Annotated in this window: 21 protein-coding genes; 15 read left to right on the top strand and 6 right to left on the bottom strand. The window is 70.8% G+C overall.

Annotated elements, in window-relative coordinates; genetic code table 11:
* The first annotated feature begins 179 nt into the window (after window positions 1-179).
* From DVA86_RS27575 to DVA86_RS27520, 12 genes are all read left to right on the top strand, one after another.
* Window positions 180-722, top strand: coding sequence for a hypothetical protein (locus DVA86_RS27575; RefSeq protein WP_245997261.1), 543 nt, complete (start codon window positions 180-182; stop codon window positions 720-722).
* A 278-nt stretch (window positions 723-1000) separates the two neighbouring features.
* Window positions 1001-1543, top strand: a complete 543-nt coding sequence (locus DVA86_RS27570; RefSeq protein WP_245997260.1) for a hypothetical protein — start codon at window positions 1001-1003, stop codon at window positions 1541-1543.
* 216 nt (window positions 1544-1759) lie between these two features.
* Window positions 1760-2323, top strand: a complete 564-nt coding sequence (locus DVA86_RS27565) for an SAF domain-containing protein (protein WP_245997256.1) — start codon at window positions 1760-1762, stop codon at window positions 2321-2323.
* On the top strand, window positions 2323-3111 hold the full coding sequence (locus DVA86_RS27560) for a hypothetical protein (protein WP_208882345.1): 789 nt from the start codon (window positions 2323-2325) through the stop codon (window positions 3109-3111). The genes DVA86_RS27565 and DVA86_RS27560 overlap by 1 nt, the downstream gene beginning before the upstream one ends.
* Window positions 3108-4421 carry a TadA family conjugal transfer-associated ATPase gene (locus tag DVA86_RS27555; RefSeq protein WP_245997254.1) on the top strand — a complete coding sequence of 438 codons (1314 nt, stop codon included), beginning with the start codon at window positions 3108-3110 and terminating at the stop codon, window positions 4419-4421. The genes DVA86_RS27560 and DVA86_RS27555 overlap by 4 nt, the downstream gene beginning before the upstream one ends.
* Window positions 4421-5329 (top strand): type II secretion system F family protein, encoded by a 909-nt coding sequence (locus DVA86_RS27550; protein WP_245997252.1) that lies wholly within the window; start codon window positions 4421-4423, stop codon window positions 5327-5329. Before DVA86_RS27555 ends, DVA86_RS27550 begins: the two co-directional genes overlap by 1 nt.
* Window positions 5326-6216: a type II secretion system F family protein gene (locus tag DVA86_RS27545; protein WP_208882341.1), complete on the top strand. Its 891-nt coding sequence runs from the start codon at window positions 5326-5328 to the stop codon at window positions 6214-6216. The genes DVA86_RS27550 and DVA86_RS27545 overlap by 4 nt, the downstream gene beginning before the upstream one ends.
* Window positions 6217-6256: 40 nt before the next feature.
* Window positions 6257-6451 (top strand): hypothetical protein, encoded by a 195-nt coding sequence (locus DVA86_RS27540; RefSeq protein ID WP_208882340.1) that lies wholly within the window; start codon window positions 6257-6259, stop codon window positions 6449-6451.
* Window positions 6452-6456: 5 nt separating this feature from the next.
* Window positions 6457-6864 (top strand): TadE family protein, encoded by a 408-nt coding sequence (locus tag DVA86_RS27535; RefSeq protein ID WP_208882338.1) that lies wholly within the window; start codon window positions 6457-6459, stop codon window positions 6862-6864.
* Window positions 6861-7301 (top strand): TadE family protein, encoded by a 441-nt coding sequence (locus DVA86_RS27530; protein ID WP_342776377.1) that lies wholly within the window; start codon window positions 6861-6863, stop codon window positions 7299-7301. The genes DVA86_RS27535 and DVA86_RS27530 overlap by 4 nt, the downstream gene beginning before the upstream one ends.
* Window positions 7298-7756: a pilus assembly protein TadG-related protein gene (locus tag DVA86_RS27525; RefSeq protein ID WP_245997249.1), complete on the top strand. Its 459-nt coding sequence runs from the start codon at window positions 7298-7300 to the stop codon at window positions 7754-7756. Before DVA86_RS27530 ends, DVA86_RS27525 begins: the two co-directional genes overlap by 4 nt.
* Before the next feature lie 247 nt (window positions 7757-8003).
* Entirely contained in the window at window positions 8004-10502 is a 2499-nt protein-coding gene (locus tag DVA86_RS27520; RefSeq protein WP_245997247.1) for an AfsR/SARP family transcriptional regulator, read from the top strand.
* A gap of 1005 nt (window positions 10503-11507) precedes the next feature.
* Here DVA86_RS27520 and DVA86_RS27515 read toward each other — a convergent pair.
* The 4 genes from DVA86_RS27515 to DVA86_RS27500 form a co-directional block, all read right to left on the bottom strand.
* Window positions 11508-12179 (bottom strand): GNAT family N-acetyltransferase, encoded by a 672-nt coding sequence (locus DVA86_RS27515; RefSeq protein ID WP_208882336.1) that lies wholly within the window; start codon window positions 12177-12179, stop codon window positions 11508-11510.
* Entirely contained in the window at window positions 12176-13483 is a 1308-nt protein-coding gene (locus DVA86_RS27510; RefSeq protein WP_208882334.1) for a lysine N(6)-hydroxylase/L-ornithine N(5)-oxygenase family protein, read from the bottom strand. Before DVA86_RS27510 ends, DVA86_RS27515 begins: the two co-directional genes overlap by 4 nt.
* Window positions 13484-13533: 50 nt before the next feature.
* Complete coding sequence (locus tag DVA86_RS27505) at window positions 13534-15147, bottom strand: pyridoxal phosphate-dependent decarboxylase family protein (RefSeq protein ID WP_208882333.1); 1614 nt, start codon at window positions 15145-15147, stop codon at window positions 13534-13536.
* A gap of 268 nt (window positions 15148-15415) precedes the next feature.
* A complete protein-coding gene (locus DVA86_RS27500) occupies window positions 15416-16711 on the bottom strand; it encodes a DUF1015 family protein (RefSeq protein ID WP_208882331.1) in 1296 nt (431 codons plus the stop codon).
* Between the two features lie 198 nt (window positions 16712-16909).
* On the opposite strand from DVA86_RS27500, the gene DVA86_RS27495 reads away from it, so the two are divergent.
* On the top strand, window positions 16910-17935 hold the full coding sequence (locus DVA86_RS27495) for an HAD hydrolase-like protein (protein ID WP_208882330.1): 1026 nt from the start codon (window positions 16910-16912) through the stop codon (window positions 17933-17935).
* 79 nt (window positions 17936-18014) lie between these two features.
* On the opposite strand, the gene DVA86_RS27490 is transcribed toward DVA86_RS27495, so the two are convergent.
* A complete protein-coding gene (locus DVA86_RS27490; RefSeq protein WP_208882328.1) occupies window positions 18015-18914 on the bottom strand; it encodes a siderophore-interacting protein in 900 nt (299 codons plus the stop codon).
* Between the two features lie 47 nt (window positions 18915-18961).
* Window positions 18962-19984, bottom strand: coding sequence for an ABC transporter substrate-binding protein (locus DVA86_RS27485; protein ID WP_208882326.1), 1023 nt, complete (start codon window positions 19982-19984; stop codon window positions 18962-18964).
* A gap of 130 nt (window positions 19985-20114) precedes the next feature.
* Here DVA86_RS27485 and DVA86_RS27480 point away from each other — a divergent pair, with 130 nt between their 5' ends.
* Window positions 20115-21179: a FecCD family ABC transporter permease gene (locus DVA86_RS27480; RefSeq protein ID WP_208882325.1), complete on the top strand. Its 1065-nt coding sequence runs from the start codon at window positions 20115-20117 to the stop codon at window positions 21177-21179.
* Window positions 21176-22213: a FecCD family ABC transporter permease gene (locus DVA86_RS27475; protein WP_208882323.1), complete on the top strand. Its 1038-nt coding sequence runs from the start codon at window positions 21176-21178 to the stop codon at window positions 22211-22213. The genes DVA86_RS27480 and DVA86_RS27475 overlap by 4 nt, the downstream gene beginning before the upstream one ends.
* Window positions 22214-22266: the final 53 nt, after the last annotated feature.

The raw sequence follows: 22266 nt of genomic DNA, 5'->3' as shown, positions 1-22266 counted from the left end.
CCCATCGAATATAACGAATGGGTAACGGCACGAAACTGCTGGCTGCAATCGCGGTTTACCACGGCGTACACAAAAGTGGCTCTCGGTCGAGCTGAGAATCACAAGAGTGGCTCCGGGTGGAGTCAAGTGAGTGGTGCTTCAGATGCGGCCTTTGCCGAAGAGGTGGCGGGGTTTTGGTCATGGTGCTCTTGTCGGACCGCAGGGTTGCGGCGTGCTTCGTCGCGTTGATCGCTGGTGTGACGATGGTCGGGTGTTCGGATGGTTCGTCTGACGCGAAGCCCCTTCCGGGTGCGTCGCTCCGGGGAACGGCCTCTGCGTCGAATAGCGAGAACCGGCACACCGAGGCACTGGCTGCCTATCGCGCGATGTGGCGGGATCTGACCGAGGCGGCTAAGACGTCGGACGCTGCCTCGCCGCACCTTGACGACCACGCTTCAGGAGCAGCACTCGACACGTTGAAGCAGGGTCTTGAGAGCGCGAAGAAGCAAAAGCTTGTCGTCAGAGGTACTCCTCGATTGCATCCGGAGGTCGACCGGGAGTCCGCGCACAAAGTTGAACTGTGGGACTGCGTGGACAGTACGCGCTGGCTTCAGTACAAGCTCAGCGGCGAGTTGAAGAATGACGTCCCGGGCGGCCATGCCAAGGCGGAAGTCACCGTGGAGCGGGATGGGCATACGTGGAAGGTCACCGCGTTTGCCATGTACCGGACCGGCACGTGTTGAGGGCCGTGATGAGGGCCGGTAGCGTAGCGCTTCTCAGTTGCCCCTCTCTCGCACTGGCTGTCAGCTCGGCATGGGCGGATAGCGGCACGGAATTCTTCGGTGCCGGTACGACGTGCGCTCATTCGCAATGTGAGACCACGGTTTGGCGGAAGGCGAGTAACGCACCGCCATCTGCCGATGGCCCGGCGCCTCCCGTCCGCCGGGGAACTTCCGGCGGCGGCGTGGCGGAGAAGCCCGATTTGAGGTCGGCGCACGGATTCGTTGGCGGTCGGGGCTCGATGGCGCCGCTGCCGGTTGTCCCGAAGTCGAACAAGACGGCTCAGCCGGGCGGGAAGAAGGTGCCCGCGGAGGTCGTCGTGCAGCGGGCGGTGACGGAATTGAGATTGCCGAAGCCCGTGCCGCGTACGAGTCCTGCCGAGGACTTCACGCAGGTGGTGCATGTGCCGACGTGGATGTGGGTCGAGCGTGACGGCTGGGGGCCGGTCTCGGAGACGGCGGAGGTGGAGGGGGTGCGGGTGACGGCGACGGCGATGCCCCGGAAGGCGGTGTGGCAGATAGGAGACGGCCACTCTGTGGTGTGCAGAGGGCCGGGCACTCCGTGGGCGGAGGGCTTCGACGCGGGGGCCTCTTCGCCGGACTGCGGCCATACGTACCGGCGGTCGTCAACTGCGGAGCCCGACGGGAAATTTCGGGCCAAGGTGACGGTGACGTGGGACGTGGCGTGGAGGGGCGCCGGTCAGGCCGGAACGGTGCCGGGAATGGCCATGACCGCCGAACTGCGGTTGGCCGTCGATGAGGTGCAGGCCGTTGTCTCGGCCTGACGGTGAGGCGTAACCGCCTGGCGCAGCCGAACAGCGCTTGAGTCAAGTTTCTTACCTCTGGGGTGAATTGTGGGTACCTCTATGACTTCTCCGCCGCAGAAGGGCCTGGGCGCCCAGGTGCCCGGTGCTCGATCGGCGGGCCCGGGGCAGCGGCCCGATCCGCCTGCGGGCGCGCGTCGGCGTCGTCCGGGCTGGATCTGGGGTGGCCTCGGCGCCGTGCTCGTCTCGGCGGTGGGGTTCACCTGGGTCGTCTCCACGGTGGGGGAGCGCCAGGAGGTGCTGATTCTGGCGCGGGATGTGGCAGCCGGTCAGGTGCTGACGACGAAGGACCTGCGGTCCGTGAAGGTGGCTTCTGATGTCGGAGTGATCCCGGTCGAGAGCCGTGGTGAAGCGCTGGGGGAGCGCGCCCGGGTGCCGCTTGTCGCGGGGGCTCTGCTCTCGCCGAGGATGATCGGCAGGTCAGCCGTTTTCCCGCCGCAGGGCAAGTCGCAGGTCACGTTCGCGGTCGAGGCGGGTGCTGGCCCTTCGGACCTGGCCCGCGGTGACCGCGTAGCGGTGTTGCCTGGCCCGGACGGTCAGGCTGTTGCGACGGAGGAAGAGCAGGGCCAGGAGCCGGAGAGCTCGGTGGTGGGCACCGTGACGGGCGTACGGTCTCCGCAGTCCGCCGGAGGCGTACGTGAGGTGCGGGTTCTGGTGGATACCGCCGCAGTCCGTACTGCCACCGATATCCAGCATCCACGGGTCGTGGTTCTTCCGGCGCAGGGCCGGGAGGCGCCCTGATGCGGAGGCTGTTCGCGATCGGATCGGTCGCCGGTGCGCCGGGGGCGACCACCGTGGCGCTGGCGTTGGCCGCTGCCTGGCCCCGGGATGCTGACGGCGGCGTACGGCCGGTCGTCATCGAGGCCGGCATATGGGGTGGAGACCTCGCCGCCCGGTTCGGGCTGCCTCATACCCCTGGTCTGCTGGACGTGGCCGCGGCCGTACGGCAGAGCCATCCCGGGTCGCTGCTCGGCGCGGTCCACGAGCTGCCGTTCGGCGTTCGTGCGGTGCTCGCCACAGCGGAGCGCGGTCCGTGTACGGAGGCGGTGCGGCTGCTGAGTACCCCGGACGGGCCCTGGGTGCTGCGTGGTGAAACACGGGACCAGGGCAGTGTTCTGGTCGACGTCGGGCGCATCACCGTAGAGCCTCAAGGGCTGTTGGAGACGGCCGACGAGGTTCTTCTCGTGGCTCGGGGCGGGGCGGAGTCCTTGGCGCATGTGTACGCGCACCGGTCCCACTTTTCGGCGTTCGCTGGGCGGTTGAGGCTGCTGGTGGTGGGGCCCTGCCCTTACGGGCCGGAGGAGATCAGCACGGCGCTCGGCGTCGAGCGGGTCACGTTGTTGCCCTGGGACGCGAAGACGGCCGTGGTGCTGAACGGGAGTCGGGAAGGACGGCTGCCTGCTGGAGGGTTCCGTACGCCGCCGCTGATGGCGGCGGCGGGGAAGTTGGCCGAGCAGATGTCCTCACAGCCAAGCGAGTTGCCGCTCCCGTCGCACACAGCGGCCGTGGCTGAGGGGAGCGACTGGTGATCGTTTCACCCGCAGCAGACCAGGCGAGTGCGCCTTCGGAGCCCGTCGCGCAGGCGCTGCAGCAGCAGGTCGTCGCCCGACTCGCCGCCTACGCCGACGAACGCGAGGCCGCCGGACTGCCTCCGGAGGACGAGACGCAGCGTCAGGCCACCCTCGCCCGCCTGCTGGACGAGGAACTCGGACAGCACCGTCGTGACGCGCTCTCCCGTGGCGGCCAGGGACTCGACGCCGCCAGCGAGCAGCAGATCACCCAGACCGTCACCGACGCCCTCCTCGGAGCGGGGTCGTTGGAACGGCTGCTGGCGGACGAGAGCGTCGAGAACATCTGCGTCAACGGCTGCGACACCGTATGGGTACGCCATGCCGAGGGGACGTGGCGGCGCTCCGCACCCGTAGCGGCGTCCGATGCCGAGCTGATCGAGCGGATCCGGACTCTGGCGGCGCGTACCGAGGGGGAGGAGCGGCGGTTCGACCGCGGTGTGCCCCGGCTGAACCTCCAGCTTCCCGACGGGTCCCGGCTGTTCGCGGTCATGGCCGTGACCGGTCGGGTGTCGCTGACGATCCGCAGGCACCGGCTCAAGCGGGCGACCATGGCCGATCTTGTGCGTCTCGGTGTCTGCGACGACGCTCTGGCGCGGTTCCTGGCGGCCCTCGTACGCGCCCGTAAGAACCTCGTCGTGGGCGGTGGCACCAACGTCGGCAAGACCACCGTGCTCCGGGCCTTCGCGTCGGCCATCCCACCGTACGAGCGGCTGGTGACGATCGAGGACACCTTCGAACTCGGCCTCGATGCCGACGTGGCGGCTCATCCGAACGTGGTCGCGATGCAGGCCCGCGAGGCCAACATCGAAGGTGCCGGAGCCGTCGACCAGGCGGAGCTGGTGCGGTGGGGGCTGCGCATGTCGCCGGACCGGGTGATCGTCGGGGAGATCCGCGGCAGCGAGGTCATCCCGATGTGCAACGCCATGAGCCAGGGCAACGACGGCTCGCTCTCGACGATCCACGCGTCCACCTCGCGCGGCGTGTTCACGAAGCTCGCGGCCTACGCTGCGCAGTCTCCCGAGCGTCTGTCGCTGGAGGCCACCAACCTCATGGTTGCCTCGGCCGTCCACTTCGTCGTCCACCTCGGCTGGGACGCGCACGGGCGCAGATGCGTGGACTCCGTGCGCGAGGTCATCGATGCGGACGGACCGCAGATCGTCTCCAACGAGGTCTACCGCCCTGGTCCCGACGGCAGGGCCACGCCCGCCACCCCGCTGACGGCGGAGACGTACGCGGAGCTCGCCGCTGCCGGATGGGAGGCACGCTGATGGGCACCTTCCCCGCCGCCGGGAGCGGGGTGATCGCCGCGCTGCTGGGTGCGTGCCTCGGCGCGGGACTCGTAGCACTCGCCCACGGCCTCCGGGGCCGGCCCGAGAGCGAGGAGACCGACGAGCGAAGCCGCGGGCTGCGGCTCATGGCGAGGCTGCCTGCGAGTTGGCGAAGCGGCCCCCGCGTCGCCTTCGCCGTGTTCGCCGGTGCCGCAACCGGTGCACTGACCGGATGGCCGGTCGCCGGTGTGCTCACCACCGTCGGGGTACTCACGTTGCCCGGCCTGCTCGGCCCCGACCGGCAAGCGGCCCGCCGTACCGAGCAGATGGAAGCGCTGGCGACCTGGACCGAAATGCTCCGCGACACCCTCTCGGCCGCCGCCGGTCTGGAACAGACCGTGCTGGCCACCGCCGACATCCCGCCCGCCGCGTTGGAACCCGAGCTGCGAGGGCTGGCCACCGGGGTCCGAGAGGGCCGCCCGCTGCACGAGGCGCTGGAGGACTTCGCCGACGAAGTCGGAGACCCGTTGGCCGACGTGGTGGTAACCGCGCTGGTCATGGCCGCCCGTAAACAGGCGAGTCAGCTCGCGGCACTTCTGGGCGAGCTCGCGGAATCCGTACGGGAACAGGTCGCCATGCGCCAGCGCATCGAGGCCGGACGAGCCAGCGTCCGTACGGGCGTCAGGGTCACCGTCGCCGTCACGCTCGGCATGGCGCTGGGGCTCGTCGTCCTCAACCGCCCCTACCTGGACCCCTTCAACACCGTCACCGGGCAGGGCGTCCTGGCCGCCGTGGGCATCCTCTTCGCCCTCTCCTTCACCTGGCTCAGCACGATCAGCCGGATCGAAGAGCCGGAACGGCTGAATCACCCGGCACGCACGGGCGCGGCAGCGGGAGGCGCACGATGATGATCCCCCTGCTCGGCGCACTGTTCGGGGCCGGAGGCGCCGCTCTGCTGTACGGGCTGCGACCACCGCGCGCCACGCTCAGCGATGTCCTCACGGCCCTGGACACCCCGGCACCGCCACCTCGTCCGTCCTCTTCCGCAGACGAGGAATGGGCCACCCGGCTGGGCCGCAAGGCAGTCCCACTGGTCCGCGCGCTCGGCTTCCCCACCCCCACCCTCCGCGCAGACCTCGCCACCTGCGGCGTGGAGGTGGAGCGGCACCTGGCCGGCCAGGCGACCTGCGCGGTGGCCGGGCTCCTCGCACCGTGGTGCGCCACCGCTCTCTTCCACTTCGCGGCAGGCACACCGACCGGCTGGTGGACGCCCCTTTCCGCCTCCCTCCTGCTGGCGGTCGTCCTGTTCTTCGCCCCGGACCTGACCGTACGACGGCACGCGGCAGCACGGCGCCGGGAGATGCGGCACACCCTCGCCCTCGTCCTGGACCTGACGGTCATCGCCCTGGCCGGAGGCGCCGGCATCCAGCAGGCACTCGGCCAGGCCGCAGCAGCACCAGGAGGCTGGGCGGCGGCCAAGCTACGGCACGCACTGCACCGTGCGGAGCTCACGCGTACCAGCCCGTGGCTTCACCTGTCCGACCTCGGCCGCCACCTCGCCGTACCGGACCTCTCGGAACTCGCCTCCACCTTGGAGCTCGCCGGAAGCGAAGGGGCGAAGGTCCGCTCGTCCCTGGGCGCGAAGGCCCGCGCGATGCGGCGACGACGCATCACCGAGGCCGACGGCGCGGCTCAGGCCGCCACCGAGCAGATGTCGCTGCCGTTGGTCGGCCTGTTCGCCGCCTTCTTGCTGCTGATCGGCTACCCGGCCCTCGCCCACGTCCTGTCCACCTGACGCCCTCAAATCGCCGTCCACGACCCGCAGAAGGACCCACATGCACCAGATCGCCATCCTGGCCCAGGCCCTGCGCGCGCACACCGCCCGAGTCCGTCACCAGGCACGCCGAGACGACGGCTACACGACGGAGACGATCGTCGTCACCGCCCTGCTCGCAGCGCTGGCGCTTGGCGTCGTCGCCGTCGTCGCCTCCAAGGTCATGGGCCGGGCCAACGGCATCGACCTGGGCTGAACGGCGTGCGCCACCGCACCCGCCTTCGATACGACGACCGGGGCGCCGTCAGCGTCCAGCTCGTTCTCGTCGTTCCCGCGCTGCTGATCCTCTCCCTCCTCGCGGTCCAGTTCGCGCTGGTCTGGCACGCGCAACACCTCGCGCAGTTCGCCGCGCAGGACGCGCTCGCCGCCACCCGCGTGAAGGACGCCGGAACAGCAGACGGCCACGCCGCCGCCCGAAGCCGCCTGAAGACGCTGGGCGGGCGGGTGTTCACCTCGCCCGAGGTCACCGTCCACCGATCGAAGACCCACGCCGGCGTGCGGATCGAGGGGCGGGTACTCCACGTCGTACCCGGGCTGAACCTGCACGCCTCCGGCGCCGCGTCCGGACCCGTCGAACGCCTCACCACGCCCACCGGAGAACAGCCGTGACCACTCGGCGGACCGCCCTGCGCAGAGAAGCCCGCGGTGAACGGGGCTCGGCCACCGTGGAGATGGTCGCGGTCACCCCGTTGCTCATCCTCCTCGCCCTGACCGTCGTCGGACTCGGACGGCTGGTCGACGCACGGCTCGTGGTCGGCGACGCGGCGCACCAGGCCGCCCGCGCCGCCTCCCTGGCACGCACCGAGAACGCGGCGCGCGACGCCGCACACGAAGCCGCCTCCACCGCACTCCGCGACGCCCGCTCGTCCTGCACACATCCCCAAGTCCAGCTCGACACAGGAGGGCTCAGGCCCGGCGGCACCGTCAGCGCTACGGTCAGCTGCACCGCCGACCTCGGCGACCTCACCCGATCGGGTATGCCCGGCAGCCTCACCCTCAGCGGCGAGGCGATCTCGCCCGTCGACACCTACCGGAGCGCACCATGACGGCGAGGACGAGCGCTCGTATCCAGGCCGTGGTCGGTCAGCGACTCGCGCTCGCCAAGCAGGACGACCGGGGCCAGGTGACCGCGTTCGTCGTCGGCGCGTTCGCCGCGGCGTGGCTGTTCGCCGGAATCGTCGTCGACGGCGGTCTCGCGATGGCCGGGGCCGCTCGCGCGCAGGACGTCGCACAGGAAGCGGCCCGCACCGGCGCGCAGAAACTCGACGTCCGCCAGCTGCGCCATCAGCACGTTCGCCTACGTCACACAGCCGCCGAAGATGCCGCCCGAAGATACGTCGAATCCGCAGGCGACGCCGGGTCCGTATCCGCACGCGGCAACACCGTGACCGTACGCGTCACCCACCACCAGCCCACCCAGATCCTCCAACTCGTCGGCCTGCGCACCCTCACAGCCCGCGCGAGCGCCACCGCGCACGCCGAACGCGCCACCTCGCACTAACCGCCCACGACCGGCGCGAAAGGCAGACCCCGACGTGCACCATCCCTCCCTGCTGCGGCAACGTGCGGCCGCAGCCTTCACCGCGCTGGCCACCGGGAGCCTCGTTGTTGCGTTGCTGGCCGGGATGCCGTACGTCCTGTGGCACACCACCGGCTCACCCCAGTCAGAGCACGTCGCCTCCTGGCACGACCTGACCGAACGGCTCGCGCAACCGGTCACCGACCCCCTCGTCCTCGACCTGCTGTCCATGGCCGCCTGGGTCTGCTGGATCGCCTTCGCCCACACAGTCATCCGGGAGACCTGGTGGTACGCCACCCACCTGACCCAGCTCCTCCGCGACCGTGGAACGCACCGTCAGCACCTCGCCGACCTCCCGCTGAAGAGGTCGTTGGCGGCGCTGTGCGTCGGCACCCTCATCCTGGCCCTGCTCAGCCTCTGGCGGCCCCAGCCCGCCACCGCTCACGTGCCGACCGCAGTGGCGGAGCCTTCCAGCACACAGCCCGCGGCTGCCGCCCCTCAACACCCAGGCGCACCGCAGTACGTGGCCGGCGAGCCGACTGGGGCCGAGAAGGGAGCCGCCGCGTCGGCCGATCGCGTCGAGTACACCGTGGTCGAGGGCGACACTCTGTGGGATATCGCCCGTACGCGCCTTGGCGACCCGCTCCTGTGGCCACGGATCTACGCCCTCAACAAGGACCGCCCCCAGCCCGACGGACAGCGACTCGGAGAACCCGACGACATCCGCCCCGGCTGGCAACTGACCCTGCCCGTCGCACAGAGCTCCCGGCCGGCCCCTCCACCCCGTCAGGAATCCGATCAGCACGCCTCAGCCGAGGAAAGCACCACTGCGACGCCGCCGACCGTACGTGCTCCCGAGCCCGGCCCCACTCCTCAACGCATCCGCCGCGGAAGCGAGCCCGAGGGCACGTCCGTCTCCAGGGCCCGCCCCGGGAACGTACCGGGAGCGGCATCGATCAGCGTGGGAGAAGCCAGCGTCATCGGAATCACGGCAGCGGCCGGACTCCTGGCAGCCCTGCGCTGCTGGCGCATCCACCAGCGCCGCCGCACCGGCCCCGACACCACCACGACGCCCACACCGCTGAGTTGCACCGTAGAGCGAGCCGTGGACGCCGCCCGCGAGGCCGCGTCCGTGACCACGCCGACCGACTCCGACAGCCTCGTCACCCGCCGTACCCCGCCCGCCGCACCGAAGCCCGCACCCTCGATCACCATCGGCACCACGAGCGACGGCGAAGCGTCGGTCAAACTGCTCGCGCACCCCGCCGGATGCGCCTGGACCGGCCCAGGCGCCGACGCCGCCCTACGAGCACTACTGATCGGCGTCCTCACCGCGGCCGAGCGGCAACGCCCCGCCCCCGCCCACACCCGCGTCCTCGTACACCGCGAAGTGGCGGAGAATCTCCTGCCCGGGCTCCCGACCGAGTTCTCCGCGCTGGCCCAAGCAACCGACACCGCTGACGCCGTACGGCGAGCCGAGGAACACCTCCTCGCCCACGCCCGCCACGCTGCCAGCATGAACGACGGCGCCCAGAACACCGTCGATCCCGACCCAGGAACGCTGCTGCTGATCACGCCCCTCGACTCCGCCAGAACCGGGCAGTTGGAGGCCCTCGCCGCGCGCAGCACGCCCGACACCCTGATCGTTCTCACCACCGGCGGGGCTCTGCCCGGCGCTCCGAGCTGGCACATCGCCTCTGACGGCACGACAGCGATCCCAGGTGCCACGCGGTCCCAGCCGGTAGAGCTGTTCCGGCTCACCGACGATGCCGCAGGAGACCTCCTGAACATGCTGCTGGGAGCCCACGGCAGGCACCCCAGACCGCGGACACCACCCACCGCCGAGGACTCCGAAGGCCAACCGGAGGAACAGGAAGCCGAAGTCGCAACGGCCATCGGCGAGACCGAACCGTCGAAACCCCGACTACCGACCGTTCCCGCGCCTTCGTCGCCCGCACCACCGGAGCAGTCCAAGCCCGTCCGCCTGAGCGTCCTCGGCCCGCTCCTCGTGCACGTGAAGAACAACCCGGAGCCCATCGGCAACCACCTCAGAACCGAGAGCCGCGAATTCCTTACCCTGCTCGCGGCGCACCCCAACGGCCTGCTGGCCACCGACATCGCCCGCAGCCTTCACCTCGACGAGGACCCCGATCAGATCGCCCGCGACATGAAGAACCTCCGTCGGGCGATCCGCCGCACCCTGCGCAGCGCGACTGGAATCACGAGCGCGGAGTTCATTCTTCGCCACGGGGAAATCCACAAACTCAACCCCGAACTCGTCGAAACCGACCTCGCAGACTTCCAGGACCTAATGAAGAAGGCTACTCACGGCGACGTCGCAGCAGAGGAATTCTCGGCGTTTCGCCAGGCGGCAGAACTTTACCGAGGACCTTTCGCCGCAGGATGCGAACATCTATGGGCCGATGGTCTACGAGAACACCTCACCATCCAGTTCTGTGACGCCGCCGTACGCCTGGCCCACCGCGCCGAACACACCGGCGTGCAGGACGACCAGGGCACCGCCCTGACTGCGCTCGAAAACGCCCTCGGCCACCACCCCGACAACGAACGCCTCTACACCGCGGCCATCCGCCTTCACCAGGCCGCCGGCCGCGACGAGGCCGCTCACCGCACCTACACCAGGCTGGAACGACACCTGGCACAACTGGACCTGAAGCCCGACCCCGCCGTACGTGCGCTGCTCTCCAGCCGGACCGGAGCCCGTTGAACATACGCTGCCCACCGGGTTAGGAGCCGAGGCGGCTCGGTGGCGTTTCGGCCGTCGTTTCCCTCGTCGTTCCCGGCCTCGCTCCCGTACGCGCCCTTGGATACGCCACCCCTGGCTGCCCCTTCCGCGCAGGCCGGACGGCATACGAGCCGTCGGCGCGCGAGGCCGACTGTATATCGGTTGAATCGGTCACCCCGATCTCTGCTCAACGGCGGCCGGCCAGCGAACTCGCTGCGGTTCGACCGCCTCTGCCAGACAGCCGTCGTCTATCCCGTGCACCCAGATCCATCCTCACCTCCCCACCCCTTCACCCACGCCGGCGCCCTGACCTCTCCCGCAGTTCCTCGGGCCCGTACGAGGAGGGCATCTGAGCCGTGCGCGGGCCCGGGGGCGCACCAGCTACACGTACGACATTGATTCGGGCGTGAACGATGAAAAGCAGCTAATCCCTGCTGTGCGTGCCTTCGGGTGAATGCCAAATTGCCTATCCATGTGCCATTCCTTCGCTTCGGTCGTGCCACACGCCGCCCACGACGCTTCATGTCGTAACCCCGGGAATTCACGACGCAAGGTGTCGTGAATTCCCGAGAATTCCAGCAATTCGCAGCCCTGTTTCCGATTGAGGCCCCCGGGTGTGCGAGCTATGGTCGTCGTGTTCCTGAAAACAGGGAACGGAAATCCCCCGAAAATTCCGCACGGAAATGCGGTGACGGGTGAAGTGCGCCGAAAACCAGGGTGCCTCCGTTCCCCGGTACACGGAAGGCCACAGCAATGACGAATACCCCGACTTCCCCCAGCCCGACCACCTGTCTCTTATAACAATTTTATGATGCCAACCTAGCCCTACCTATAAACCTTGGGTGGAGCCGTGGAATTAAAAAAACAATAACTAACACGTGCGTAGATATCAACTATAAATATGGCAGCAATGCAGCAATCCTACTGTGGACCAGACGATTGACTAAAGCACAGTACAGGTCAAAACGATATCAGAGTGACGAATCACTACAGCACCATCAGCGCGAGGCCTGCGGCGATGAGGGGGTAGACGGCCCAGGGCACGTCCCGCATCTCCGGCACCTGGGCCATGAAGATGAGGATGGCCAGGTACTGGTCGCGGGTGCACATGCTGAGGTACGCGTCCTTGTCAGGCAGCGAGACCGTCCGCTCGATCCGGAATCCGACGGCCGCGTTGAGCGCGTGCACGCCGGTGTTGCGTACGTCGGGCTCGACCACGACGCGGTCCACCTCCGGGTCGGAGAACAGCAGCTCCATCACCGTCGTGATCACCGCGCGCGTGAAGCCGTGCAGCGGGCGGTCGGTCGGCGCGCACAGGAAGTGCATGCCGATGTCGCCGGGCCGGATGTCGTACACGCCGTCCAGCTCGTACGAGGGGTGGTAGCGCTCGACGAGGAACGCGGGCGTGCCCTCGTGCAGGCCGAGGAACGCGTCGTCGTCCGGGCGCGCGGCGATCTTCCGGAACTCCTGCTCGACGTCGGCCGGTTCCGCCTCCTGCATCAGCCAGTACACGGACCGGGGGTGGGTGAGCCAGCGGTGCAGGAGCCGCGCGTCGCGGGGCGGGTCGACGTGCCGGAGGGCGAGTTCGCCGAGCCGCGGATCCGTACGGGCGAACACGGTGCCGTCGTGAAGGGTGCCGGTGGTGCTGCTGCCGGTCATGCGGGCTGTGCCTCCGTTCCGGGCGCGACGAACTGCTGGAAGGCGATGGACCGTTCCACCGGGTAGTGCTCGCGGCCGAGCAGCTCCCGGATGATGCACGAGTTCCGGTACGCGCCCATGCCCAGGTCGGGGGCGATGAAGCCGTGCGTGTGCAGCTCGGCGTTCTGTACGTAGATCTCCTGCCCCGCGGTGTCGACGCTGTAGTTGCGCCGTACGGCGAACCGCCCCTGCTCGTCCCATTCGATGCGGTCGTGGACGGGCGCGAGGAAGGCGGGCAGCTCGTAGCGGTAGCCGGTGGCGAGGACGAGGCCCTGTGTGCTGAGCGAGAAGTCCTGCTTCTGCTCCTCCTGGCGCAGCTCCAGCGTGTACGTGCGGCGGGCCGCGTCGTACGTGGCGCCGGTCAGCGCCGTGTTCGTCATCAGCCGGGTGGGGCAGGGGCGGCCGAGGCTCTTCTGGTAGAGCAGGTCGAAGATGGCGTCGATCAGCTCGGAGTTGATGCCCTTGTAGAGGTTCTTCTGCGACGCCACGAGCCGGTCGCGGGCCTCGGCGGGCAGCGAGTGGAAGTAGTCGCCGTACTCGGGCGAGGTCATCTCCAGCGTGAGCTTCGTGTACTCGAGCGGGAAGAAGCGCGGGGAGCGGGTGACCCAGGTCAGCTGATAGTCGTACGCGTCGATGTCCTGCAGCAGGTCGTAGTAGATCTCGGCGGCGCTCTGGCCGCTGCCCACGATGGTGATGCTGTCCTTGAGCTGGAGGGCCGCCTTGCCCTCCAGGTAGCGCGAGTTGTGCAGCAGGTCGCCGCCCAGGTCGCGGCAGGGCGCGGGCAGGTGTGGCGGGGTGCCGGTGCCGAGGACGATCCGGCGGGCGCGGTGCGTCGTACGGGTGCCGTCGGCCGTGGCGGTGGTGTGCACGGCGTAGACGGCGTCGGCGGGCTCGTACTCGACGGAGGTGACGCGCTGCCCGAAGCGTACGGAGGACAGCTTGCCGGCGGCCCACCGGCAGTAGTCGTTGTACTCGGCGCGGAGCGGATAGAAGCTCTCGCGGATGTAGAAGGAGTACAGCCGGCCGGACTCCTTGAGGTAGTTGAGGAAGGAGTACGGGGAGGTGGGGTCGGCGAGCGTCACCAGGTCGGCCATGAACGGGGTCTGGAGGGTGCTGCTCTCCAGCAGCATGCCCGGGTGCCAGTCGAATCCCGGGCCGCTCTCCAGGAACAGCCCGTCCAGCTCCTCGATGGGCTCCGTCAGACAGGCGAGGCCGAGATTGAACGGGCCGAGGCCGATGGCGATGAAGTCGTGCGGGGTCGACACGTGGTCTCCGGGGGTGGGGGACGGGAACGGGAGCGGCGGGCCGGCGGTCGTCAGCCGGCGTGCCGCCCGTACACGTACTGGCCGGCGTGCTCCGCGAGGAGTTCCAGGACGGCCGTGATGTCGCTCAGCGACGTCTGCGGGTTGAGCAGCGTGAACTTGAGGTAGTGCCGCCCGTCCACCACGGTGGCCGCGACGACGCCCTCGCCCGAGGCGGACAGCGCCTCGCGCGCGTGCAGGTTGGCCCGGTCGCCGAGGACCGCGGGGGTGCCGTCCGGCGGCAGCCAGCGGAACACCAGCGTGCTCAGCCGGGGCCGGGTGACGACCTCGAACCGGGGGTCGGCGTCCAGCAGTTCCCAGGCGGCGGCCGTACGGTCCACCACGGCGTCGAACAGCTCACCGACGGCGTCGGCGCCCATGACGCGGAGCGTCATCCACAGCTTGAGCGCGTCGAAGCGGCGGGTGGTCTGGAGCGACTTGTCGACCTGGTTGGGTATGCGGTCCTCGGCGCTGCGGGCCGGGTTGAGGTAGTCCGCGTGGTACGTGGCGTGGCGCATCGCCGTACGGTCGCGGACCAGCACCGCGCTCGAACTGACCGGCTGGAAGAACGACTTGTGGTAGTCCACGGTGACCGAGTCCGCCCGTTCGATGCCGTCCAGGAGGTGGCGGCGCCGGGAGACCAGCAGCCCGCAGCCGTACGCCGCGTCCACGTGCAGCCAGATGCCGTGGCGCTCGCAGAGGTCCGCGATCCCGGGCAGCGGGTCGATGCTGCCGAAGTCCGTGGTGCCCGCGGTGGCCACGACGGCCATGGGGACCAGCCCGGCCGTACGGCAGCGGGTCAGCTCGCGGGCGAGCGCGTCCGTACGCATCCGGCGGTCCTCGTCGCACGGCACGGAGACGACCGCGTCCTCGCCCAGGCCCAGCACGGTGGCGGACTTGGCGATGCTGAAGTGGCTGCACTCGGAGGTGAGGATGCGCAGCCGCGGCAGGATCTCCGGCTTGCGCAGCGGCGTCGCCGCGTTCTTCTGCTCCATGCGGCACGCCTCGTCGCGGGCGAGGAGGAGCGCGTGCAGGTTGGACTGCGTGCCGCCGCTGGTGAACACGCCGTCGGCGGCCCGGCCCAGGCCGATGCGGCGGGCCGTCCAGTCGATGAGCCGGCGTTCGATGAGGGTGCCGCCCGCGCTCTGGTCCCAGGTGTCCAGGGACGAGTTGACCGCCGACAGCACGGCCTCGGCGACGACCGCCGGGATGACGACCGGGCAGTTGAGGTGGGCGAGATAGCGGGGGTGGTGGAAGTACACCGCGTCCCGGAGGTACACGCGTTCCAGCTCGTCGAGCGCGGCGGCCGTGTCGCCCAGCGGCTCGTCCAGGTCGATCCCGGAGACGGCGGGCGCGAGCTGCGCCGGGGTGACGCCGGTGAACGGGCGCTCGGTGCGGGCGAGTCGGGCGGCGACGCGGCCGACGCCGTCGGTGACGTGACGCTCGTAGCGGTCGGTCGAGGTGTTGGTGAGGAGGTGGGTCACGGTGCTCGGGGTGCTTGGGGCGCTCGGGCTGCTTGTGGTGCTCGGGCTGCTCGCGGCGGTGGCCGACGGGCGACCCTTGCGGGGCCCGGTGCCCGCTCCGGGGTGTGGGGGTGGATCCTCGGCGGGATGCGCGAGGAAGCTCATGGACGTGTCCTCCTGGTGCCCTGGTCTGGTGCCCGGCCTGGTCCGATGCCGTGTGGGGACGGCATCGCGCAGGCATCCGGGCAGCCGGGAGTACCTGTACCTCCCGGGGATAAGGGCAGCCTAACCTAAGCTCTGATGAGGACGTCGAAGGGGGTGGGGAGGGGCGGAATCCGGCCAGGCAGTCGCCGTGCCGCGTCAGGAAGTTGAGGCCGTACGCGGGTCCGTACCCGGGGCTGTACCCAGGTCTGAACGCAGGCCCGTACCCGGGTCAGTGCTCCGGGCCGGTGCTCGGGTCCGTGCCGTCGTCCAGCGTGCGCAGCACCAGGCCCGTGGCCGGCTTGGGCCCGAACGACGTCGACTTCCGCGGCATCGTCACACCCTGCCCCGCCAGCCCCCGTACGGTCTCCTCCGTGACGGGCCGCATCAGCACCGCCGTACCACCGTGCTGCCGCGCCTGGTCGACCGCCGACTCGGCCGAGTGCAGATAGCTGATGTCCGACGGCTGGTCCGGGATGCGCCAGACCGCGTCGAAGAGTGTCGAATGCAACACCGTCGCGTCCAACTGCCGCCACGCCTCCGGCCGGTCCGTGCGGACCGTACGGGCGAGCAGCTCCGGATCCGCCCCGTCCAGCAGGTGGAACTCGTCCGGGCCGGAGGACAGCACGAAGGCGTTCCCCTGCGCCGCGTCGAGCGCGTCGAGCGCCTCCAGCGCGCGCGGCAGCGGCCCGGCGACCGTACGGGCGCGGAACGCGCCGTTCAGCCGCGCCAGCGCGTCCCCCAACGGGAGCCGGGGCAGCACCCGGTGGATCGCCCGGACCTGGAGCGGGTACCGGGCCGAGTCCACCAGCAGCACCAGCCCGTGCGCCCAGCCGGGCTCGCCCGGGTGCTCGTCGCGCAGCTGGAGGTAGGTCGCCCAGCGGTGGTGCCCGTCGGCGATCAGCGCGTCGCGGCGGCCCAGATCGGCGGCCACGGCGGCCAGTTCGGCCGGGTCCGTGATCGCCCACAGGCGGTGCGCGAAGTCGTCCTCGGTGGTCGTGGCCAGCAACGGCTCGCGGGTGATGGTCCGTTCGAGCACATCGGTCGCCGTCGGTTCGGTCGTGGCGAACGTGTCGTGGCCGCGGTACGTGAGCAGCAGCGGTTCGAGGTTGGCGGCGGCCTCGCGCATCAGCGCGGCACGGTCCGCGACGATCTCCGGCACCACCCCCTCGTGCGGCAGCACCGGGCCGTCGAGGCGCAGCGCGCCGATGAGCCCGCGCTGCAGCATGTCGCCGCGGCGCTGCTCGTACGCGTACAGCGCGGGTTGGCCGTCCCGCGCCAGCACGCCCTCGGCCCGCCAGTCGCGCAGCGTGTCGGCGGCCTGGCGGTGCCGGGCCGCGGGGTCGAGGGTGTGCGGAAGGATGAGCCGGACGATGTTGTACGGGTCCGCCGTCTCCAGATGGTGCACGCCGTCCGGCCGGACCACCACGTCGTACGGCGGCGAGGTGACGGCCGCGAGGCTGCTCACCCGGTCCTGGGCATAGCGCAGCCCGCGGAAGGGGCGGAGATCGAGTCCGGCGTCGCTCATCCGACGATGCTATGCGGTCTGCCGGGCGGGGGGATCTTGCGCCCGATGTTTGTACGACCGTGCGCCGGTTTACCCCGCACGGCTCCGGGTGGAGGCCGGCGTTCCGGGGGCGGGGGCGGACATTGCGCGGGTGCGGGTTCGGGTGCCGTGGCCGGAGTGGGGGATGATCGGGGCGTACCCGACACCGTGAGGAGACCCATGCTGCGAGCTTCCGGGCAGGCGCTGCACGAGGCGTACGACACCGCGCTGCTGGACCTCGACGGCGTGGTCTACGTGGGCGGCGCCGCCGTCCCGCACGCCGTGCCGTCACTGCGGGCAGCCGACGGCGCCGGCATGCGTCTGGCGTACGTCACCAACAACGCCGCGCGCACGCCCGAGACCGTCGCCGAGCACCTCACCCGGCTCGGCGTGCCCGCCGGCCCGGACGACGTGGTCACCTCCGCGCAGGCCGTCGCGCGCGTCATCGCCGAGCAGGTGCCGCAGGGCGCGCGCGTGCTGTGCGTGGGCGGCGAGGGGCTGCGGGTGGCGCTGGCGGAACGCGGCCTGCGCGCCGTCGAGTCCGCGGACGACGCCCCGGCCGCCGTCGTGCAGGGCTACGGCGGGCCCGAGATGCCGTGGGGCAGGCTCGCGGAGGCGGCCATCGCGGTCGGGCGCGGGGTGCCGTGGTACGCGTCGAACGCGGACCTGACCATCCCGAGCGGCCGCGGTATCGCGCCGGGCAACGGCGCGGCCCTGGAGGTCGTACGGCTCGCGACCCGCTGGATGCGCGAGCCGCCGGAGCCGGTGGTGGCAGGGAAGCCGCTGCCGCCGATGCACCGGGAGACGATCCTGCGTACGGGCGCGGAACGGCCGTTGGTGGTCGGCGACCGGCTGGACACGGACATCGAGGGCGCGTACGCCGGGGGCGTGGACTCGCTGCTGGTGCTGACCGGCGTGACGGACGCGCCGCAGCTGCTCGCCGCCGGGCCGCGGCACCGGCCGGCGTATGTCGCGGCGGATCTGCGGGGGTTGCTCGCACCGCAGCCGCAGCCGCAGGTCGCGGGCGAGGGCGCGGGGTTCCGCTGCGGGGGATGGACGGCGCGCGCGGACGAGGGCGCGCTGGTGCTGGACGGGGAGGGCGAACCGCTGGACGGGCTGCGGGCGTTGTGCTGCGCCGCCTGGACGGCGGCGGACGCGGGCGCCGCGTGCGACGCGGGGAAGGCGCTGGCGCGGCTCGGGCTGTGACCCGCCGGGCGGTGCCGCGGCCCGCCGGGCGCCGCCGCCCGGCCTCGTCCCGTACCGGCGGCGGCGCCCGGCCTCGCGGTCAGTCCTCGGCGTTCACGGGATTGCCCGCCAGCGCCTCCGCGACGAGCTGCTCCTCGGTGGAGCCCAGGCGCCAGTAGCCCGTGAACTTGACGGCCTTGCGGTCGAATCCGCGCTCACCGACCAGATGCCGCCGCAGTGCCTTCACCGTGCCCGCTTCCCCGGCGATCCACGCGTAGGGCGTGCCGGACGGGAGCTCCGCCGTACGGAGTGCCGCGAGGGCGACGTCCGTACGGCTCGCACCGGCGGGCGCGTCGTCCCGTACGAGCCAGGTGATCTCGGCGTCGGCGGCGGTCGGCAGCGTCTGTACGTCCTCCGCGTGCGGGACTTCCAGCCAGACACGGGCCTTCGTGCCCGCGGGCAGCCAGTCCAGGATGCCCGCGACGGCGGGCAGCGCCGTCTCGTCGCCGCTGATGAGCATCCAGTCCGTGGCGGGCGGTGGCCGGAAGTCGACGGCGGCGTTGTCCGGCACCAGCGGGCCCAGCACGGTGACCCGGTCCCCGGGCCGCGCCGCGGCGGCCCACCGCGCGGCCGGGCCGCCGGCGTCGCCCACGGAGCCAGGGGCGCCGTGCAGCGCGAAGTCGATGTCCAACTCGTCCGCTGTGCGGCGCTGTTCGCGGACGGTGTACGTGCGCATGATGCCGCGTACGTCCGGGTCCATCGCCTGCCACTCCGGGAACCAGCTCTCGCCGGACCCGACCGGTACGACCGGGGCCTCCTGGCCCGGCTGCGGCAGGAACAGCTTGAGCCGCTGGTCCCTGCCGCCGGACACGAGGTCCTTCAACGTGCCGCCGCCGAGGGTGATCCGCATCATGGACGGCGTCACGCGGCGGGCCCGCACGACGCGCAGTTCGAAGAACTCGAAGGGCAGAGTGGGTGCTTCGGGTGCTGCGGTGCTCATGGAACGGAAACCTCCCGGTGGGGAACCATGGATGACCTGCGGTGGACTCAGCCGGTCTTCTTCGCGTCCTGAACGGTTTTGGCGAGGTTCTCCAGCAGCGGCAGCGAGCCCGCGTACGAGAACCTCGGTTCGCTCGCCCACGGAATGACCTGGTCCGCCTTGACCGCGGGCAGGTCGGTCCAGGCCGGGACCTTCTCCAGGGCGTCGGGCTGGAGGGCCTGGCCCCGGTTGTCGAGCATGATCACGTCGGCGTGGTACTTGTCGGCGTTCTCCCAGCTGAGCGGCTCGAAGTAGCCGGCCTGGTCGAGCTTCTTGGGGACGACGAGGTCGACGCCGAGCTCGCGCAGGTACATCAGGTCGGCGTTGACCTTCGGGGTCGAGACGTAGAAGAGGTCGCGGCTGCCCGAGGCGGCCATCACCTTGAGCCCGCCCTTCGCCTTGGCGGCCTTGCGCAGCGTCTCGGCGGCCTTCTCGAACCGGGCCTTGGCGTCGGTGATCTTCTTCGCCTTCGGGTCGGCGCCCAGCGATTCGGCCAGCTCCGCGTAGCGGTTGATGATCGTCAGCAGCGACACCCGGGACGCCTTGATCGCGACGCTGGGTGCGAGCTTGAGGATCTTCCCCTTGCTCTCCTCCGGCACGAACCAGAGCGCGTTGGGCTCGTACGTGTTGGTGATCAGCAGGTCGGGGCGGAGCTTCGCGTACTTCTCGATGTTGAACTCGCCATACGCGTTCCCGATGATCTCGAGCTTGTCCACGTCGAGCTCGCCGGCCTGCGGGTCGGGCTTGCCGTTCTTCAGCTTCGTCGGCCCGAAGACGCCCACCACCTGGTCGTCGACGCCGAAGTCGTGCAGCGCGGCGGCCGTGCCGGTGAACGCGACGATACGTTTCGGCTGCCCGTCCAGCTCGACCTTCTTCTTCCGGTCGTCGGTGAACGACCAGGCGCCCCCCTCGCCCGAGCCCGAACCGCCGCCGTCCTCCCCGCAGGCCGCGAGCAGGGCGCTGAGGCCGGCCGCGCCGCCTGCGGCGAGCAGGCCGCGGCGGGTGAGAGGGGAGGTGCGGGAGCGTGACATGGAGAGCCTTCCTCGGAAAATCGCGGGGGGACCCGTGGGCCCGAATGCGGGGTTAGGTTAACCTAACCGAAGTCGTTGTCCAGTGGCCGGGTGACCGAAATCGCACCCCGCCAGATCCGGAGCCCCGTACGTGTCGCTCACCAAGTCCCCGCAGACAGAGACGGGTTCGACGGCCGCGCCGCCGACCGCCGCACGGCCACCGGGCGGACGGTACGCACTGCGTGCCGCCGGGCTGCTCGGCGCGGTCCTGCTGCTGTGCGTCCTGCTCGCGCTGAGCCTCGCCGTGGGCGCCAAACCCCTTTCGCTGAACGAGGCGTGGCGCGGGCTCACGGACAGCGCGTCCCCCGAGTACACCGTCGTGCACGAGATGCGGCTGCCGCGCACCCTGCTGGGCCTGATGGCCGGAACCGCACTGGGCCTGGCGGGCGGTGTGATGCAGGCGCTGACCCGCAACCCGCTGGCCGACCCCGGCCTGCTGGGCATCAACGCGGGCGCCGCCGCGGCCGTCGTGTCGGCGATCTCGTTTCTCGGCATCACCTCGTTCACCGGCTACGTGTGGTTCGCCTTCGCCGGTACGGGCGCGGTGTCCGTCCTCGTGTACGTGGTCGGCGGCGGCCGCGGCGCGACCCCCGCCCGGCTGGCGCTCGGCGGGGCTGCGCTGAACGCGGCGCTGTTCAGCTATGTCAACGCCGTACAGCTGCTGGACACCGCCTCGCTGGACAAGATGCGCTTCTGGACGGTCGGTTCACTCGCCGGCGCGCACGCCGACACGGCGCAGAAGGTCGTGTGGTTCATCCTGCTCGGCGTCCTGCTGGCGCTGGCACTCGCCCGCCCGCTGAACGCGCTCGCACTCGGCGACGACTCCGCACAGGCCCTCGGTGCGCACCCGGCCCGTACGCGCGCGGGCGGCATGCTCGCCGTGACGCTGCTGTGCGGCGCCGCCACGGCGGCCTGCGGGCCGATCGTCTTCGTCGGGCTGATGGTGCCGCACATGGTGCGCACCCTGACCGGGCCCGACATGCGGTGGGTGCTGCCGTACTGCGCGGTGCTCGCGCCCGTACTGCTGCTCGGCGCCGACGTGCTCGGGCGGGTGCTCGCGCGCCCCTCCGAACTCCAGGTGGGCATCGTGACGGCGGTGCTCGGCGGGCCGTTCTTCCTGTACTTCGTGCGGCACCGGAAGGTGGTGCGGGCATGAGCGTCATACGCACCGCGGGCGGCCGCTCCGTCGCGTTCCGGCCACGCGCGCTCGCCGTCGGACTGGGCTGCCTCGTGGTCGCCGCCGTCGCCTCCGTGTTCGCGATCGGCAGCGGCAGCGGCGACTACCCGATGACCACCGGCCAGGTGCTCGACACGCTGCTCGGCTCGGGCAACCCGGCCGACGAGTTCATCGTCAACGACATCCGGCTGCCCCGCGTCGTCACCGCCCTGCTGGTCGGCGCCGCGCTGGCGCTCGGCGGCGCGGTCTTCCAGTCCGTCGTACGCAACCCCCTCGGCAGCCCCGACGTCCTCGGCTTCACGCACGGCGCCGCCACCGGCGCGCTCACCGTCATCGTGGTGTTCGGCGGCGGCAGCCTCGCTCTGGCCTGCGGCGCGGTGGCCGGCGGCCTGGCCACCGGGCTGCTGATCTACGGGCTGGCCTGGCGGCAGGGCGTACACGGCTACCGGCTCGTGCTCATCGGCATCGGCATCACGGCCATCCTCACCGGCGTCAACGGCTACCTGCTCACCCGCGCCCAGATCACCGAGGCCGCCCGCGCCGTGCTGTGGATGACCGGCAGCCTGGACGGCCGCGGCTGGGACGACGCGGTGCCGCTGCTGATCGCGATGGCGGTGCTGCTGCCCGTCGTCCTGCTCGGCTGCGCACGGGCGATGCGGATGCTGGAGATGGGGGACGACGCGGCGTTCGCGCTGGGCGTCCCCGTGGAGCGGATACGGCTGACGGTGCTGGCCGCGGCGGTGCTGCTGGTGTCGTTCGGCGCGGCGGCGGCCGGGCCGGTGGCCTTCGTGGCGCTGACGGCGCCGCAGGTGGCACGGCGGATGACGAAGGCGCCCGGACCGAACCTGCTGCCTTCGCTGTGCACGGGCGCGGCGCTGCTGGTGATCGCGGACCTGGCCGCGCAGCGGGCGTTCAGCGGGCACCAGCTGCCGGTGGGCGTGATCACGGGCGTGCTGGGCGGCGGCTATCTGGTGTGGCTGCTGGCCACGGAGCGCAAGGCGGGGCGGATATGACGGACACGGCTGAGACGGCGGCTGGCGCGGTGCGGAACGGGACCGGGAAGAGC

Source organism: Streptomyces armeniacus (assembly GCF_003355155.1).
GTDB classification, from domain to species: Bacteria; Actinomycetota; Actinomycetes; order Streptomycetales; family Streptomycetaceae; genus Streptomyces; species Streptomyces armeniacus.
This window is presented reverse-complemented; position numbering and strand designations above follow the sequence as displayed.